A 15,311-nucleotide genomic window follows, 5' to 3' on the forward strand; every position below is an offset into this window, starting at 1 on the left:
TGGATCATCTACAAAAATGCAATAGATCTTTGACAAAAAATTTATTAAACCGCCCTATCCGTATAAAGCTCTATGCCTGACATCAATGACATTTTTTTCACATAGGCAGCAACTTTATTCGGAAATTCAATTCCTTTCACAATCGTTAAATTACGTAGAACCGGGAATAAGACAATATCTTCGATAGACAACTCACCAGAACTGGCTTTCGGACTAATAATCAAATCGTTCAATTCTTTAAGATCCTGATTAATTTTTGCTAAATATTGTGGGGTCTGCGCTAAATTTTCAGCAAAATTACCAATTATTTTGCTTTTTTTCATAGTGAAATATTCCACTGATTCCGGCATTGCAAACTCTTTTAAGCCGATTTGTGTAAATCGAGGAATCACTAAATGATTATAGTAACTCCCTACTTTTTGCAACCATTGACTTACCTCCTCACGAACATTTTCTTTTAAGCAAGGCTCACCATATTTTTTATCAACATAACGGACAATATCCAAACTTTCCGGCATTACCATTCCATCACTATCGGCAAGAATCGGCACTACTTTACGCCCCACCAATTGCATAGGGGTATCTTCGTGATGATTTGCCAACACAATGACATCAACCGGGATATTTTTTAAACCGAAAATCATTCTGGCACGGACACAATATGGACAATGCTCATAAGTATAAAGTCTCATTATTTACTCCTCAGTTGTGTTAGGTAACTTTAGTTAGTTTTAATACAAATCAACTGTTTTATCAAGGATTAGACTACTTTTATCTAAAAAAACAAGCTCCGAAAATTTCTTATTCTCGGAGCCTGACTTAACTGACTTTCAGTAACAATTAAAGTGAATAATACAATTCAAATTCTGCCGGATGTGGTAGTAAACGAATACGATCAACTTCTTTATTTTTCAATTCGATATAAGCTTCAATAAAGTCGTTGCTGAATACACCACCACGAGTTAAGAATTCGTGATCTGCTGCCAATGAAGTAAGCGCCTCATCTAAAGAGCCAGCTACGGTTGGGATCTCTTTTAACTCTTCAGGCGGTAAGTCGTATAAGTTTTTATCCATTGCATCCCCTGGATGGATCTTATTGATAATACCATCTAAACCTGCCATTAAAATTGCAGAAAATGCCAAATATGGGTTTGCACCTGGATCTGGGAAACGAACTTCAATACGACGCTCTTTAGGACTTGATACTGTAGGAATCCTAATTGATGCAGAACGGTTACTTGCTGAATAAGCTAACAATACTGGTGCTTCATAGCCAGGTACCAAACGTTTATAAGAGTTGGTTGTCGGGTTGGTAAACGCATTCAATGCTTTAGCGTGTTTAATTACACCCCCAATAAAGAAGAGAGAAAGTTCAGATAATCCAGCATATTTATCACCGGAGAATAAATTCACACCATCTTTACCTAAAGAGATATGGCAGTGCATACCTGAACCGTTATCGCCAAAAAGTGGTTTTGGCATAAAACAAGCGGTTTTACCGTGTTCAAACGCAATATTATGAACAACATATTTATAAATTTGTGTTTCATCCGCTTTTAAAGTTAACGTATTAAAACGACAAGCAATTTCGTTTTGTCCGGCTGTTGCTACTTCGTGGTGATGAGCTTCAATCACTAAGCCCATATCTTCCATTACTAAGCACATTTCAGAACGTAAATCTTGTGAAGAATCAACCGGTGGAACAGGGAAATAACCGCCTTTAGTTGCCGGACGATGACCTTTGTTTCCACCTTCATACTCTTTGTCGCTATTCCAGCTCGCTTCGATATCATCAATTTCATAGAAAGAACCTGACATTCCTGTTTTGAAACGTACATCATCAAAGATAAAAAATTCAGGTTCCGGTCCAACTAATACAGTATCTGCAATACCAGATGCTTTAAGGTATTCTTCTGCTCGAATTGCAATTGAACGCGGATCGCGATCGTAACCTTGCATTGTAGTTGGTTCATAAACATCACAACGAATAGAGAGTGTCGGAACGCTAAAGAAAGGGTCGACTAATGCACTTTCTGGAATCGGCATCAATACCATATCGGATTTATTGATAGTTTTCCAACCGGCGATAGAAGATCCATCAAACATTTTTCCATCTTCAAAAAAATCTTCATCAACAGCACTAACTGGCACAGAAACGTGTTGTTCCTTCCCTTTGATGTCTGTAAAACGAAGATCAACAAAACGAATTCCGTGTTCTTCAATAAGTTCAAAGACTTTTGCAATTGCTTGAGTGTTTGCCATAATCAATCCTCTCGTATTTGACTAGTTAATTTATAAATATAATGTTGGTTTTTTAGATTCAGATAAACAATATCCTATTTTTATTAAAAACAAAACAATTTTTTTCATTTTTAATAAAAAAATATCTAAATCAAAAAATTGTAACACCACATTATTTAATAGCCGTCTTCATTAAAACGCTGTATAATTTGCCACCTTTTCACTCGCTATACTGAAATGACAAGGCTTCAAAGGCAACAAGTATATTCAGTATAGCCAAACTATTTCAAAATACTACAAGATAATTTTTACATGAAAAACGATTTAGATATTAGTAAATTGCGTAATATTGCGATTATCGCTCACGTAGACCACGGAAAGACTACACTCGTTGATAAACTATTACAACAATCAGGCACACTGGAATCATCTCGTTCCGGTGAAACAGATGAACGAGTTATGGACTCCAATGCGTTAGAAAAAGAGCGTGGTATCACTATTCTTGCAAAAAATACCGCCATTAATTGGAATGATTACCGCATTAATATTGTAGATACTCCAGGACACGCTGACTTCGGAGGTGAAGTAGAACGTGTTCTCTCTATGGTTGATAGCGTTTTATTATTAGTCGATGCATTTGACGGTCCGATGCCGCAAACTCGTTTCGTTACCCAGAAAGCCTTTGCGCACGGATTAAAACCGATTGTGGTGATTAATAAAGTGGATCGTCCAGGCGCAAGACCAGATTGGGTTGTTGATCAAGTGTTCGATCTTTTTGTCAATTTAGGTGCAACTGATGAACAGCTCGATTTCCCGATTATTTATGCCTCTGCATTGAACGGCGTTGCCGGTTTAGATCACGACCAATTAGCGGATGATATGACACCTCTGTTTGAAGCGATTGTAAAATATGTAGTGCCACCAGAAGTACATTTGGATCAACCATTCCAAATGCAAATTTCTCAATTGGACTATAACAATTACGTTGGCGTTATCGGTATTGGTCGTATCAAACGAGGTTCAATTAAACCGAACCAAGCCGTTACTATTATTGATAGTGAAGGTAAAACTCGTAATGCTCGTGTTGGTCAAGTGCTAGGTCACTTAGGTTTACAACGTTACGAAGAAGATGTTGCTAATGCTGGCGATATTATTGCATTGACAGGTTTAGGCGAATTAAACATTTCTGATACCATTTGTGATATCAATAATGTGGAGGCATTGCCGGCATTAACCGTTGATGAACCAACCGTAACAATGTTTTTCTGTGTAAATACATCTCCATTTTGTGGGCGTGAAGGTAAATATGTTACCTCTCGTCAAATCTTAGAACGTTTGAACAAAGAGTTAGTACATAACGTAGCATTACGCGTTGAAGAAACAGAAGATCCTGATGCTTTCAAAGTATCCGGTCGTGGTGAGTTGCATCTTTCCGTTTTAATCGAAAATATGCGCCGTGAAGGTTACGAATTAGCCGTTTCTCGTCCAAAAGTAATTTTCCGTGAAATTGATGGTCGTAAACAGGAGCCATTTGAGCAAGTTACTATTGATATTGAAGATCAGCATCAAGGTGCCGTAATGGAGGCGTTAGGGATTCGTAAAGGTGAAGTGCGTGATATGGTACCAGATGGTAAAGGGCGTACCCGTCTAGAATATATTATTCCAAGCCGAGGTTTGATCGGTTTTCGTAATGAATTTATGACAATGACTTCCGGAACAGGGTTACTTTACTCAAGTTTCAGCCACTATGATGATGTTAAACCTGGGGATATTGGTCAGCGTCAAAACGGAGTATTAATCTCCAATGCCACTGGTAAAGCTTTAGCTTACGCTCTATTCGGCTTGCAGGAGCGTGGAAAATTGATGATTGAACACGGTGCTGAAGTCTATGAAGGTCAGATTATCGGCATTCATAGCCGTTCAAATGACCTTACTGTTAACTGTTTGCAGGGGAAAAAATTAACCAATATGCGTGCAGCCGGTAAAGATGATTCCATAGTATTAGTTCCGCCAGTAAAATTCACGCTTGAACAGGCTCTAGAGTTTATTGACGATGATGAGTTGGTTGAAGTTACACCAAGTTCTATCCGCATTCGTAAACGTTTCTTAACAGAAATAGATCGCAGAAGAGCGAATCGTACTACAACCAGTACCAGTACTCGTTAATTTTTGTTGTTATACTCCCGTTATTTTCCCTAAAATAGCGGGTGTTTTTTATCTTTATTTTCATAATGTTCCAATTCACAGAGCGACCTATAATACATAGTATGTTACGCTATGAATTGCATAATTGGGAAAGATTACCTCCTAGCTTAAGATAAGTCTGCCATCGTGAACTGTGGAATCTCAACCATTAAAGAGTTATTGATGAATACTTCCCATAAACGCCCAACATTACAACATATAGCCGATCATTTAGGTCTGACTAAAATGACCATCAGTCGTTATTTACGTAATCCAGATTCCGTTGCTGAAGAAACTCGCAAAAAAATTGCAACAGCGATAGAACAATTCGGCTATATTCCGAATCGGGCACCAAGTATGCTCTCTAATGCTAAAAGTCGGGCTATTGGTGTTTTAGTTCCTTCATTAACCAACCAAGTTTTTGCTGATGTAATTAAAGGAATTGAAACTATCACCGATAAAGCCGGTTATCAAACAATGCTTGCTCACTATGGATATAGTCTGGGAAAAGAAGAACAGCGTGTAGAATCACTACTTTCTTATAATGTTGATGGATTAATCCTTTCAGAAAATCACCACTCCGAAAAAACCTTAAAAATGATTGAAGTGGCGAATATTCCAGTAATTGAGATTATGGATAGCCATCAGTTAGGTATTCAACAAGTTATTGGTTTTGATAATAACGTTGCTTCCCAAGCAATGGTAGAAACAATGATTCAACGTGGGCATCAGCATATTGTCTATTTTACTGCACGAATGGATAAACGAACCCATCTCAAAATGCAAGGCTATGAAATAGCAATGAAAAAACACAATTTAGTGCCTCATAGCTTAATCACTGAGCAGCCATCATCATTCTCATTAGGAGCAGAACTGCTTCACCAAGCATTAAAACAGTATCCTCAGATTGACGGCATTATCTGTACTAATGATGACCTTGCCGTTGGTGCATTATTTGAGTGCCAACGTTTAGGAATTAAAGTACCGGAACAGATTGGTATTGCCGGTTTCCACGGACACGATGTTGGTCAATCAATGACACCTCAACTGGCTACCGTTATCACGCCTCGTCTGGAAATAGGTAAACGTGCAGCAGAAGAGTTACTTAATCGCATTAATGGTATTCCACAACAAAGTAGTATTATTGATTTAGGCTATCATATTCATATTGGGGAAAGTATTTAGCGGTAAGTCACCGAAATTGCCTGTCATACATATAAATTATTTGTTACAAAACCGTAATTAAATGCTCATAGAAATAAGCCAAGCATATGATTAAATATATTTAAGCATCGCTGTAGTTTAAAGGAACTAAGCCCCACAACATTTCATCGCTCCATTAAATATTTTTAACAAAATTGTCAATTTTGTGATCCCGATCATTCTGTTTTTATGACAATCATCATAACAAGGCGTATTGTTCTTAATTAAGCTAATCTTAAGTTTCAACTCATCTTGTTCATTTCTAGGAGGAAACGATGAAATCATTGAAAAAACTATTAGCTGTGAGTTTAGCTGGTGTGCTTGGTCTGTCTCTATTAACAGGCTGTAAAGAAGATAAAAAAGCACAGCAAGAATGGCCTTCAGGCCCTGTGACTATTATCACCCCTTGGGCGGTGGGTGGTTTAGCGGATCAAGTCAATCGTGCGATGTCTGAATTTGGTAAGGCTCAATTTGGTCAGCCTCTATTAGCGGATAATATTTTAGGGTCTGGCGGTGCGGTGGCACTGACGGAATATCTCAAAGAAAAACCAAATTCCACGAAAATGATTTTTGGTGGTGAAGGTAGCTTCGCCATTGCGCCATTGACAATGAAAGTAGCTTACAAATTTGAAGATTTTGTTCCTGTTATTAACGTGTATTCTTCTACCTTCATCTTGCTGACTAATCCGAGAACTGGCGTGAAAAGCTATCAAGATTTAGCCCAAGCCATTAAAGAAGGCAAGGAAATCAAAATAGGGGCAAATGGTGTCAATTCTTCAGAAGCATTACAATCTGCGGCGTTAATTGATGAAATGAGTGGCAAATTCAAAATTATCCCTTATGAAGGCGCAAACCAAGCCCTTGCAGCTGTTGTTTCTGGCGAAATTGATTTTGCGGTTACCCACGCCTCTCTTGCGAAAGAATTTGCTAAAGCGGGTAATATTATTCCGGTCATTGCTTTCGATAATAAACCGCTGAAAGATGATGTGTATGATTTGCCGAGTGTGACCCAATTTGGGCACGATACTTGGATGACCAATATCTGTGCGGTATTTATGCGTGCCGGTACCGATCCTGCCAATGTGGAAAAAGCCTACAACGCCCTAAAAAATATTATGCAGGAGCCGAAATTCCAACAAGTGGCAAAAAATATTGGCGTGAACATTGATATTCAAGATAGTCAATGGGTGAAAAGCTATATTGATTCCACGATGGTGAAAGCGAAAAAATACGCTGAGTTGGTGAAATAAACACAAATAAGGGGTAAGCAATGAAAATGAAAATTTATAAAGAATTTGTTGGTGCGGTGTTATTTTTAGGTGTTTCCACCGTCTTATGGTGGCTTATCCCCTCTCAAATTGAATTAAGTAAAAATGCAGAAGCTATTAATTCACAAACCTTCCCTAAAATGATTGTTGGGCTAATGTGGATTGCTAGTCTGATTTTATTAGTCCGTGAAATATGGCGAATGGTGCGCCAAAAATCTGTCAAAGTAATGCTCTTAGATCTGCAAGAAGAAAGTCGTTCACTCTTAATCATTGGTTTGCTGATTTTATATTGGGGACTGCTCTATGTATTACCATTCTTAGGCGCATCACTGATTTTCGCGTTACTTTTCCTCTATTTAAGTCATTGTCGAAAATGGCTTTATTATCTCATTGTTGTGCTAACAATTTTAGCGATTAGCTTGGTTTTTGAATATGTGTTAGGGGTTTCTCTGCCTTAAGGAGGCATTGATGTTAGAACATTTTGTCAATGGCTTTGAAGCTTTCTTTTCTTGGAGTAGCTTCTTTTATATGAACCTCGGGCTGTTCCTTGGGATTATTTTTGGTGCTGTGCCGGGACTAACTGTAATGCTTTGTCTTGTGCTACTTCTGCCTCTTACTTATAACTTAGGCGCTATCGATTCTTTTATGTTTCTGCTTGGCATTTATTGTGCAGGCAGCTACGGTGGCTCAATCTCAGCCATTTTAATCCGTACCCCCGGAACGCCTCACGCAACGGCAACAATGATGGATGGTAATCCGCTTTCCGTGCAAGGACATTCGCAAAAAGCCTTGAATATTGCCCTTTATGCCTCTTTCATTGGGGGAACATTTAGCGCCTTAGTGCTACTTTTCCTTGCACCAGAAGTTGCCAAGGTGGCAATGAAAATGGGATCGCCTGAATATTTCCTTATTTGCGCCTTTGGCTTAACAATTATTGCGGGCGTCAGTGGTGATAGCTTGCTTAAAGGTATTATTTCTGGTTGTTTAGGATTATTCATCGCAACGGTAGGACAAGATCAAATCAGCGGTGGCACAATGCGTTTCACCTTTGATAATGTGTATCTCTATGGCGGTTTCGATTTAGTCATTGTTCTTATTGGCTTGTTTGCTTTGGTGGAAATCATCAATAAAAGCGCTTTATTCTTAAAAGAAAAAGTGCGGTCAGATTCCGAGCAAAAAATTACCTTTGAAAATGAAAAAATGAGCCGTGAAGAATGGAAAAGCATTAGTAAGCCACTCACACTTTCTTCTATTATCGGCTCAATTATTGGGATTATCCCGGGGACAGGGGCGTCAATGGCATCTTTCTTAAGTTATGATGTGGCAAAGAAAATCTCTAAAAAACCACAATTATTTGGTAAAGGTTCTATTGAAGGTATTGCTGCAGCAGAATCAGCCAATAATGCGGTGACAGGGGCAACCTTGATCCCACTTTTAACCCTAGGTATTCCCGGTGATGGTGCCGTGGCAATTATGCTTGGTGCTTTAATGATTAATGGCTTAACACCTGGGCCTAATTTATTCCAAAATCACGGCAGCACAGTCTATGCCATTATGATTGGGCTCATTTTTGTGAATTTATTTATGCTTATCCAAGGCAAATATCTCACCCGTGTTTTTGCCAAAGTGGTGAAAATTCCAAGTGTGATCCTTGTACCAATTATTGCGGTTTTCTGCTTTGCTGGTGCTTATTCCATCAAAAATTCAATGTTTGATGTAGGTACTATCATTGCTTTCGGCATCATCTCTTATGTGATTAGTAAACTCGGATTTTCCGCCATTCCAGTATTACTCGGCTTAGTGCTTGGGGCATTAACAGAAAAGAATTTCCGCCGTTCACTGATGATTTCAGACGGTAACTGGGATATTTTCGTTACTCGTCCTTATGCCCTTGCTTTCCTTATTCTGCTCATTTTGGCATTAATAATGATTATTTACACTAACTATAAAAAATCTAAACAAACCGACCGCACTTATAAAGTGGTCAAGGAGCTTGTAAAATGACCCGTCCAAATATTCTCTTTTTCTTTTCTGATCAACAACGCTGGGACACCATAGGCGCTTATGGTCAGCCACTTGATGTTACCCCACACCTTGATGAACTCGCTAAACAAGGGGTACTGTTTGAAGAAGCCTATTCCCCACAACCAGTTTGCGGCCCGTGTCGTGCAATTTTCCAAACAGGGCTTTATCCAACCCAAACAGGTTGTTTCCGCAATAATATTGCGCTGCCGAAAAATACCAAAACTTTAGCCGATTACTTTACTGAAAACGGCTACGACACCGCCTATATCGGCAAATGGCATTTAGCGAGTGATGGCGAATTGGAGCAAGCTCCAACAGTAGATTACACTATCACTGCTATTCCTCCTGAACGCCGTGGTGGCTATAAAGGCTTTTGGCGAGCAGCGGACGTGTTAGAATTTACTTCTCACGGCTATGACGGTTTTGTTTTTGACGAAAATATGAATAAATGTGAATTCAAAGGCTATCGTGTTGATTGTATTACTGATTTTGCCTTGGAATATTTAGATCAATATAATGGTGATAAACCTTTCTTTATGACGATTTCCCATATCGAACCGCATCATCAAAACGATCGTCAAACCTATGAAGGCCCTGAAGGATCGAAAACGCGTTTTAGCCAATATCAATTACCACACGATCTCAAAGTGCTAAAAGGCAATGCAGATGAAATGTATCCTGATTATTTAGGTTGCTGCCGTAGCCTTGATGATAATTTAGGACGCATCATTGACAAATTGAAAGAAAAAAATCTGTTCGATAACACCATCATTATTTATGCCTCTGATCACGGTTCACATTTTATGACGCGTAATAAAGATGAACATCTTAACGGTTATGATGATTACAAGCGTACTTGTCATTCTTCCGCATTACACGTTCCGCTCATCATTGCCGGTCCCGGTTATCGTGGTGGTTTACGTATAAAAGATTTGGTCAGCACCGCAAGCCTGCCAAAAACATTCCTTGCAATGGCTGGAATTAATGTCGGCGATAAAATGATCGGAGAGAACTTACACGATGTTGTAAAACATACCGATCCACAGCGTCCAAATGAAATTTTCGCTCAGATTAGTGAAAGCCGCATCGGACGTTGTATCCGCACCGATAAATATCTCTACAGCGTCTATGCTCCTAATGTGCAAGGCGGCGAACAAGCTAGCAGCAATTACTATCGCGATGATTTTCTTTATGATTTAGATAAAGATCCATTTGAACTTACTAATGTTGTCGCTGATCCTGCTTATACGGAAATTAAAGCAGACTTACGAGAGCGGTTGTGTGAATTAATGGAAGAAGCGGGAGAAAAACGCCCTGTGATAGAAGATTAATCGAAAAAATACGGCATAGTAGATAATATTTTCTACTATGCCAAACACTTTCCAGTTTGTGTCAGAACAAACTACTCAAATTCATCTAACCAACATAAAAAAATCGCTTCGAGGATTTTTTCATTTGATTTCTTCGGATCATCATCAAATTCTTCTAATTCGCAGATCCAGCGATGCAAATCTGTGAAACGAACTGTTCTTGGATCAAGGTCAGGAAAACGATCATACAGTGCTTCTGCAATTTGTTGTGAATCCTGCCATCTCATCTTAATGTTCCTCTTTTGCGTGGTTAATAGTATAGCGAGGAATTTCAACCACTAAATCCTCATCACCGACAATTGCCTGGCAACTTAATCGACTATCCACTTCTAGCCCCCACGCTTTATCTAACATATCATCTTCCAAATCTGAACTTTCATTCAATGAATCAAAACCTTCACGCACAATTACGTGACAGGTTGTACAGGCACACGATTTTTCACAAGCGTGTTCAATCTCAATTCCAGAACGCAATGCGGCATCTAAAATACTTTCGCCAGTTTCAGCATCAATAATCATTCCTTCTGGACAATGTTCTTCATTAGGTAAAAATACAATTTTTGGCATACTGTTTTCCTTTTATTTATTATTTTATTCAGTAAATTGTTCAACCGAATGACCGGCCAACGCTTGTTTAATAGAATTATCCATTCTTTTAGCAGCAAAATTTCGAGTAGCTCGATCCAGTCGCTTGATACCTTCCGCAATTTTTTGACTATCATCCTGCTGTTGCAACTGTTCCAAATTTTCTATAGCTATCCTGACCTCCGCCAACTCCTGCTCATCTAATAATGATGCATCTTCCGCCAAAGCACTATACACATTTTCTAATACACGTGCCGCCTCAACACGCTGCTCTGCTAATTCACGTGCTTGCATATCCGCTTTAGCGTTTTCGTGCGAAGACTTAATCATTTGTGTAATTTCTTCATCTGTCAGACCGTAAGATGGTTTCACTTGAATTGAAGAATGAACACCGGTGGATTTTTCCATTGCTGTTACACTAAGCAAACCATCAGCATCAACCTGGTAAGTTACTCGAACGTGCGCTGCACCCGCAACCATAGGAGGAATGCCTTTTAAACTGAATCTGGCCAAAGAACGGCAATCCTGTACCAACTCACGTTCACCCTGCACAACGTGTACTGACATCGCTGTTTGCCCATCTTTAAATGTGGTAAATTCCTGAGCCCTAGCAACTGGGATTGTAGTATTGCGTGGAATAATTTTCTCCACCAATCCTCCCATTGTTTCAATCCCGAGCGATAAAGGAATTACATCCAGCAACAACATTTCACTATCTGGCTTATTACCGACTAGAATATCCGCTTGAATAGCTGCACCCAATGCCACTACTTTATCCGGATCAATAGAAGTTAGAGGTGCTTTTCCAAAAAACTCGGCAACCTGTTCACGAACAAACGGTACACGAGTTGAACCACCTACCATTACAGTTTCAATCACTTCATTAACTGAAACATCAGCATCTTTCAACGCACGACGGCACGCTAATAAAGTACGTTTTACTAATGGCTGGATAAGACTATTAAATGTTGCTCTCTCCACCACAATCGAATGATTGTTTAGATTAACTTCAACTTGTTCCGCTTGGGTTAATTCGATTTTTACTTGAGTAGCAAGCTCTAATAAACGGCGTTTTTCTTGATCGGTTGACGCCACAAATTTAGTCTGTTGTGCTAAATAATCCGCTAACAGATGATCAAAATCATCACCGCCTAGCGCAGTATCACCACCGGTTGCTAGAACTTCAAAAACACCTCTGCTTAGACGAAGAATAGATATATCAAAAGTTCCACCCCCAAGATCATAAACCGCAATAATGCCTTCCTGTCCACTATCTAAACCATAAGCAATTGCTGCGGCTGTCGGCTCATTTAATAAACGAAGTACATTTAAACCAGCTAAACGCGCCGCATCTTTCGTTCCCTGACGCTGAGCATCATCAAAATAGGCTGGCACAGTGATGACACAACCGACTAATTCACCTGCTAAACGTTTTTCAGCCAATGAACTCAAGCGACGTAAAATATCGGCTGATACTTCAATTGGGCTAATAGCTCCCTTTTGAGTAACGATCATTGGCAAGCCGTTTTCACTCGCTTGAAAACGATAAGGTAAATTCGGGTAACGGCTCTGTACATCCGCTAAACTGCGACCAATTAAACGTTTGACTGAAATAATCGTATTGTGTGGATCTTGTCCTGCATTTGCTTTGGCTTCATAACCGACTATCGGTTCTTTCGCTCCATAATAAACAACGGAGGGAATTAATGCTCGATCTTGCTCATCTAATAAAATATCAGCTTTACCGCTACGCACAGTCGCTACTAATGAATTGGTTGTACCAAGATCAATACCAACGGCTAAACGAGCCTGATGAGGTGCAGCACTTTGTCCCGGTTCTGCAATTTGTAATAATGCCATTTACCTTGTTTCCCACTGTTAAAAATCAAAAAATTTTTCTTCTAAACGTTCAATTTCTTGTTGTAATTTTCGAATAAACTTTAATCTATCGATAGTCTGTTTAGTACTATTCCAATCCTGTTGTTCAATACTGTCCGATAAAACCTCGATATTTTCTTGATAACTTTGCTCCACTTGTGAATTAAGTTGTTCCAACAACTCCTGATTATGCTCTTGTTGTGCTTGTTCAAGTTGTTCACGTAATTCCATTTGTTGCATTAAAAACTCAAGATCGTGGGTAGTATTCTCACTATCCACCGACTTATCTAAAGCTAATGCCAGAATTGCTTCTGCTCGTAAAATAGGATCTTTTAAAATCTGATAAGCATCATTCACTTGTGTTGACTTCTGCAATGCTAAACGTTGTTCTTGTTCACTTGCAGTTGAAAAATTATCTGGATGTAGTTGTTTTTGCAATTGCAAATATTGTTGAGATAGTTGTGTCGGATCAATCTGAAAACTTACCGGCAATGAAAATAGTTCAAATGGATTAAACATCATATTTTAATAACTTAGAATTTTATCAATACTTACACGTGAAAACTTTCACCACAACCGCACTGCTCTTTGACATTAGGATTAGTGAATTTAAAGCCCTCATTTAACCCTTCTTTCACAAAATCAAGTTGTGTTCCATCCAAATAGACCAAACTTTTATTATCGACAATAATTTTTACGCCGTGATCTTCAAAAACCTGATCATCATCATTCAACGTATCAACAAACTCTAAAACATAGGCCAAACCAGAACAACCAGACGTTTTGATACCTAAACGCAACCCAATTCCTTTACCTCGATTAACTAAAAAATCTTTTACACGTTGTGCTGCACTTTCGGTTAATGAAATTCCCATCGTGATCTCCCAAATGAGCAAAGTGCTATCTAACGATAGCACCTACATTTTATTTACTATTTTTTGCTTTATAATCAGCAATTGCTGCTTTAATCGCATCTTCTGCAAGAATTGAGCAGTGCACTTTTACCGGCGGTAATTCAAGTTCGGCGGCAATATCACTATTTTTAATTGCTTGCGCTTCATCCAATGATTTACCTTTTACCCATTCGGTGATTAATGAACTGGAAGCGATCGCAGAACCACAACCGTAAGTTTTGAATTTAGCATCTTCGATAATGCCGTTATCATTTACTTTAATTTGTAGCTGCATTACATCGCCACAAGCCGGAGCACCAACCATACCGCTACCAACTGCCGGATCTTTTTTATCAAATGATCCAACATTACGCGGATTTTCATAATGATCGATTACTTTTTCACTATATGCCATAATTTTCTCCTATTAATGTGCAGACCATTCAACAGTGCTAAAGTCAACGCCTTCTTTATACATATCCCAAAGTGGCGAAAGTTCACGCAATTTAGCTACTGCTTTTTTCACTAAATTAATGGTGTAATCAATTTCTTCTTCTGTAGTATAACGCCCAACAGTAAAACGAATTGAGCTATGTGCTAGTTCATCATTTAAACCTAAAGCACGTAATACATAAGAAGGTTCTAAGCTAGCAGAGGTACAAGCTGAACCAGATGACACAGCAATATCACGCAATGACATCATTAAAGATTCACCTTCAACATAGTTAAAACTCATATTTAAATTTGTACCAACACGATGTTCCATTGAACCATTGACATAAACTTCTTCAATATCTTTCAAACCGTTGTATAAACGATCTCGTAATGCAGTCAAACGAGGCATTTCAGTTGCCATTTCTTCTTTACAGATACGATAAGCTTCACCCATACCGACAATTTGGTGAACCGGTAATGTGCCTGAACGCATACCTCTTTCGTGACCACCACCGTGGATAATCGCCTCTAAACGCACACGTGGCTTACGACGCACATATAGCGCACCAATACCTTTCGGTCCATAAACCTTATGCCCAGACATAGACATCAAATCTACTTTTAATTTTGATAAATCAATCGGTAACTTACCAACTGATTGTGTAGCATCAACGTGAAAAATAATCTTACGTTCTCGACAAATTTCACCAATTTTTTCAATATCCTGAATCACACCAATTTCATTATTTACGTGCATAATTGATACTAAAATTGTGTCATCACGCATTGCTGCTTTCAGTTCATCTAAATCAATTAAACCATCTGATTTCGGAGATAAATAAGTTACTTCAAAACCTTCACGTTCTAATTGGCGACAGGTATCTAAAACTGCTTTATGCTCAGTTTTTGAAGTAATAATGTGTTTTCCTTTGGTTTGATAAAAATGTGCTGCGCCTTTAATTGCCAAGTTATCAGATTCGGTTGCTCCGGAAGTAAATACAATTTCACGAGCATCCGCACCAATTAAATCTGCAATATGATTACGAGCGATATCAACAGCTTCCTCAGCTTGCCAGCCAAATTTATGCGAACGTGATGCCGGATTACCGAATGTTCCGTCAATGGTTAAATAATCCATCATTTTTTTTGCAACACGTTCATCTACAGGGCAAGTTGCCGCATAGTCTAAATAAATAGGTAATTTCATTTTCACTCCGATTTAATTCGTT

Annotated in this window: 15 protein-coding genes; 6 read left to right on the forward strand and 9 right to left on the reverse strand. The window is 38.8% G+C overall.

From position 1 onward, the window contains the following. Positions 1-44: 44 nt before the first annotated feature. Both grxB and glnA read right to left on the reverse strand, forming a co-directional pair. Complete coding sequence (gene grxB / locus ACXPAV_RS07515) at positions 45-692, reverse strand: glutaredoxin 2 (protein ID WP_039133949.1); 648 nt, start codon at positions 690-692, stop codon at positions 45-47. A gap of 148 nt (positions 693-840) precedes the next feature. Further along, positions 841-2,262: a glutamate--ammonia ligase gene (gene glnA / locus ACXPAV_RS07520; RefSeq protein WP_458003132.1), complete on the reverse strand. Its 1,422-nt coding sequence runs from the start codon at positions 2,260-2,262 to the stop codon at positions 841-843. A 291-nt stretch (positions 2,263-2,553) separates the two neighbouring features. On the opposite strand from glnA, the gene typA reads away from it, so the two are divergent. The 6 genes from typA (at position 2,554) to ACXPAV_RS07550 (ending at position 10,252) form a co-directional block, all read left to right on the forward strand. Next, positions 2,554-4,407, forward strand: coding sequence for a translational GTPase TypA (gene typA, locus ACXPAV_RS07525; protein ID WP_458003133.1), 1,854 nt, complete (start codon positions 2,554-2,556; stop codon positions 4,405-4,407). A gap of 201 nt (positions 4,408-4,608) precedes the next feature. Beyond that, positions 4,609-5,610 carry a gluconate operon transcriptional repressor GntR gene (gntR, locus tag ACXPAV_RS07530; RefSeq protein WP_458003134.1) on the forward strand — a complete coding sequence of 334 codons (1,002 nt, stop codon included), beginning with the start codon at positions 4,609-4,611 and terminating at the stop codon, positions 5,608-5,610. A 293-nt stretch (positions 5,611-5,903) separates the two neighbouring features. Further along, positions 5,904-6,878, forward strand: a complete 975-nt coding sequence (locus ACXPAV_RS07535) for a tripartite tricarboxylate transporter substrate binding protein (RefSeq protein WP_458003135.1) — start codon at positions 5,904-5,906, stop codon at positions 6,876-6,878. Between the two features lie 20 nt (positions 6,879-6,898). Beyond that, a complete protein-coding gene (locus ACXPAV_RS07540) occupies positions 6,899-7,354 on the forward strand; it encodes a tripartite tricarboxylate transporter TctB family protein (protein ID WP_021461552.1) in 456 nt (151 codons plus the stop codon). 10 nt (positions 7,355-7,364) lie between these two features. Next, a complete protein-coding gene (locus ACXPAV_RS07545; protein ID WP_039145512.1) occupies positions 7,365-8,900 on the forward strand; it encodes a tripartite tricarboxylate transporter permease in 1,536 nt (511 codons plus the stop codon). Continuing rightward, the gene (locus ACXPAV_RS07550; protein ID WP_458003136.1) at positions 8,897-10,252 is read left to right on the forward strand and encodes a sulfatase-like hydrolase/transferase; all 1,356 of its coding nucleotides are present in this window, start codon (positions 8,897-8,899) and stop codon (positions 10,250-10,252) included. Before ACXPAV_RS07545 ends, ACXPAV_RS07550 begins: the two co-directional genes overlap by 4 nt. Positions 10,253-10,323: 71 nt before the next feature. Here ACXPAV_RS07550 and iscX read toward each other — a convergent pair whose 3' ends face one another. The 7 genes from iscX to ACXPAV_RS07585 are packed head-to-tail and all read right to left on the reverse strand — an operon-like array spanning position 10,324 to position 15,289. After that, complete coding sequence (gene iscX / locus ACXPAV_RS07555) at positions 10,324-10,518, reverse strand: Fe-S cluster assembly protein IscX (protein WP_458003137.1); 195 nt, start codon at positions 10,516-10,518, stop codon at positions 10,324-10,326. A 1-nt stretch (position 10,519) separates the two neighbouring features. Beyond that, on the reverse strand, positions 10,520-10,858 hold the full coding sequence (gene fdx, locus ACXPAV_RS07560; RefSeq protein WP_039086444.1) for an ISC system 2Fe-2S type ferredoxin: 339 nt from the start codon (positions 10,856-10,858) through the stop codon (positions 10,520-10,522). A gap of 24 nt (positions 10,859-10,882) precedes the next feature. Further along, on the reverse strand, positions 10,883-12,736 hold the full coding sequence (gene hscA, locus ACXPAV_RS07565) for a Fe-S protein assembly chaperone HscA (protein ID WP_458003138.1): 1,854 nt from the start codon (positions 12,734-12,736) through the stop codon (positions 10,883-10,885). Between the two features lie 18 nt (positions 12,737-12,754). After that, positions 12,755-13,273, reverse strand: coding sequence for a Fe-S protein assembly co-chaperone HscB (hscB, locus tag ACXPAV_RS07570; RefSeq protein WP_039134334.1), 519 nt, complete (start codon positions 13,271-13,273; stop codon positions 12,755-12,757). 32 nt (positions 13,274-13,305) lie between these two features. Further along, positions 13,306-13,629, reverse strand: a complete 324-nt coding sequence (gene iscA / locus ACXPAV_RS07575) for an iron-sulfur cluster assembly protein IscA (protein ID WP_039094099.1) — start codon at positions 13,627-13,629, stop codon at positions 13,306-13,308. 49 nt (positions 13,630-13,678) lie between these two features. Continuing rightward, the gene (gene iscU / locus ACXPAV_RS07580) at positions 13,679-14,062 is read right to left on the reverse strand and encodes a Fe-S cluster assembly scaffold IscU (RefSeq protein WP_013746572.1); all 384 of its coding nucleotides are present in this window, start codon (positions 14,060-14,062) and stop codon (positions 13,679-13,681) included. A 12-nt stretch (positions 14,063-14,074) separates the two neighbouring features. Beyond that, the gene (locus ACXPAV_RS07585) at positions 14,075-15,289 is read right to left on the reverse strand and encodes an IscS subfamily cysteine desulfurase (RefSeq protein WP_039094095.1); all 1,215 of its coding nucleotides are present in this window, start codon (positions 15,287-15,289) and stop codon (positions 14,075-14,077) included. Between the last annotated feature and the right edge of the window lie 22 nt (positions 15,290-15,311).

This window comes from Gallibacterium sp. ZY190522 (assembly GCF_054166015.1).

Bases quoted from the DNA above. Each gene is read 5' to 3' on its own strand.
- grxB (WP_039133949.1), bottom strand. From the start codon at position 692: ATGAGACTTTATACTTATGAGCATTGTCCATATTGTGTCCGTGCCAGA.
- glnA (WP_458003132.1), bottom strand. From the start codon at position 2,262: ATGGCAAACACTCAAGCAATTGCAAAAGTCTTTGAACTTATTGAAGAA.
- typA (WP_458003133.1), top strand. From the start codon at position 2,554: ATGAAAAACGATTTAGATATTAGTAAATTGCGTAATATTGCGATTATC.
- gntR (WP_458003134.1), top strand. From the start codon at position 4,609: ATGAATACTTCCCATAAACGCCCAACATTACAACATATAGCCGATCAT.
- ACXPAV_RS07535 (WP_458003135.1), top strand. From the start codon at position 5,904: ATGAAATCATTGAAAAAACTATTAGCTGTGAGTTTAGCTGGTGTGCTT.
- ACXPAV_RS07540 (WP_021461552.1), top strand. From the start codon at position 6,899: ATGAAAATGAAAATTTATAAAGAATTTGTTGGTGCGGTGTTATTTTTA.
- ACXPAV_RS07545 (WP_039145512.1), top strand. From the start codon at position 7,365: ATGTTAGAACATTTTGTCAATGGCTTTGAAGCTTTCTTTTCTTGGAGT.
- ACXPAV_RS07550 (WP_458003136.1), top strand. From the start codon at position 8,897: ATGACCCGTCCAAATATTCTCTTTTTCTTTTCTGATCAACAACGCTGG.
- iscX (WP_458003137.1), bottom strand. From the start codon at position 10,518: ATGAGATGGCAGGATTCACAACAAATTGCAGAAGCACTGTATGATCGT.
- fdx (WP_039086444.1), bottom strand. From the start codon at position 10,858: ATGCCAAAAATTGTATTTTTACCTAATGAAGAACATTGTCCAGAAGGA.
- hscA (WP_458003138.1), bottom strand. From the start codon at position 12,736: ATGGCATTATTACAAATTGCAGAACCGGGACAAAGTGCTGCACCTCAT.
- hscB (WP_039134334.1), bottom strand. From the start codon at position 13,273: ATGTTTAATCCATTTGAACTATTTTCATTGCCGGTAAGTTTTCAGATT.
- iscA (WP_039094099.1), bottom strand. From the start codon at position 13,629: ATGGGAATTTCATTAACCGAAAGTGCAGCACAACGTGTAAAAGATTTT.
- iscU (WP_013746572.1), bottom strand. From the start codon at position 14,062: ATGGCATATAGTGAAAAAGTAATCGATCATTATGAAAATCCGCGTAAT.
- ACXPAV_RS07585 (WP_039094095.1), bottom strand. From the start codon at position 15,289: ATGAAATTACCTATTTATTTAGACTATGCGGCAACTTGCCCTGTAGAT.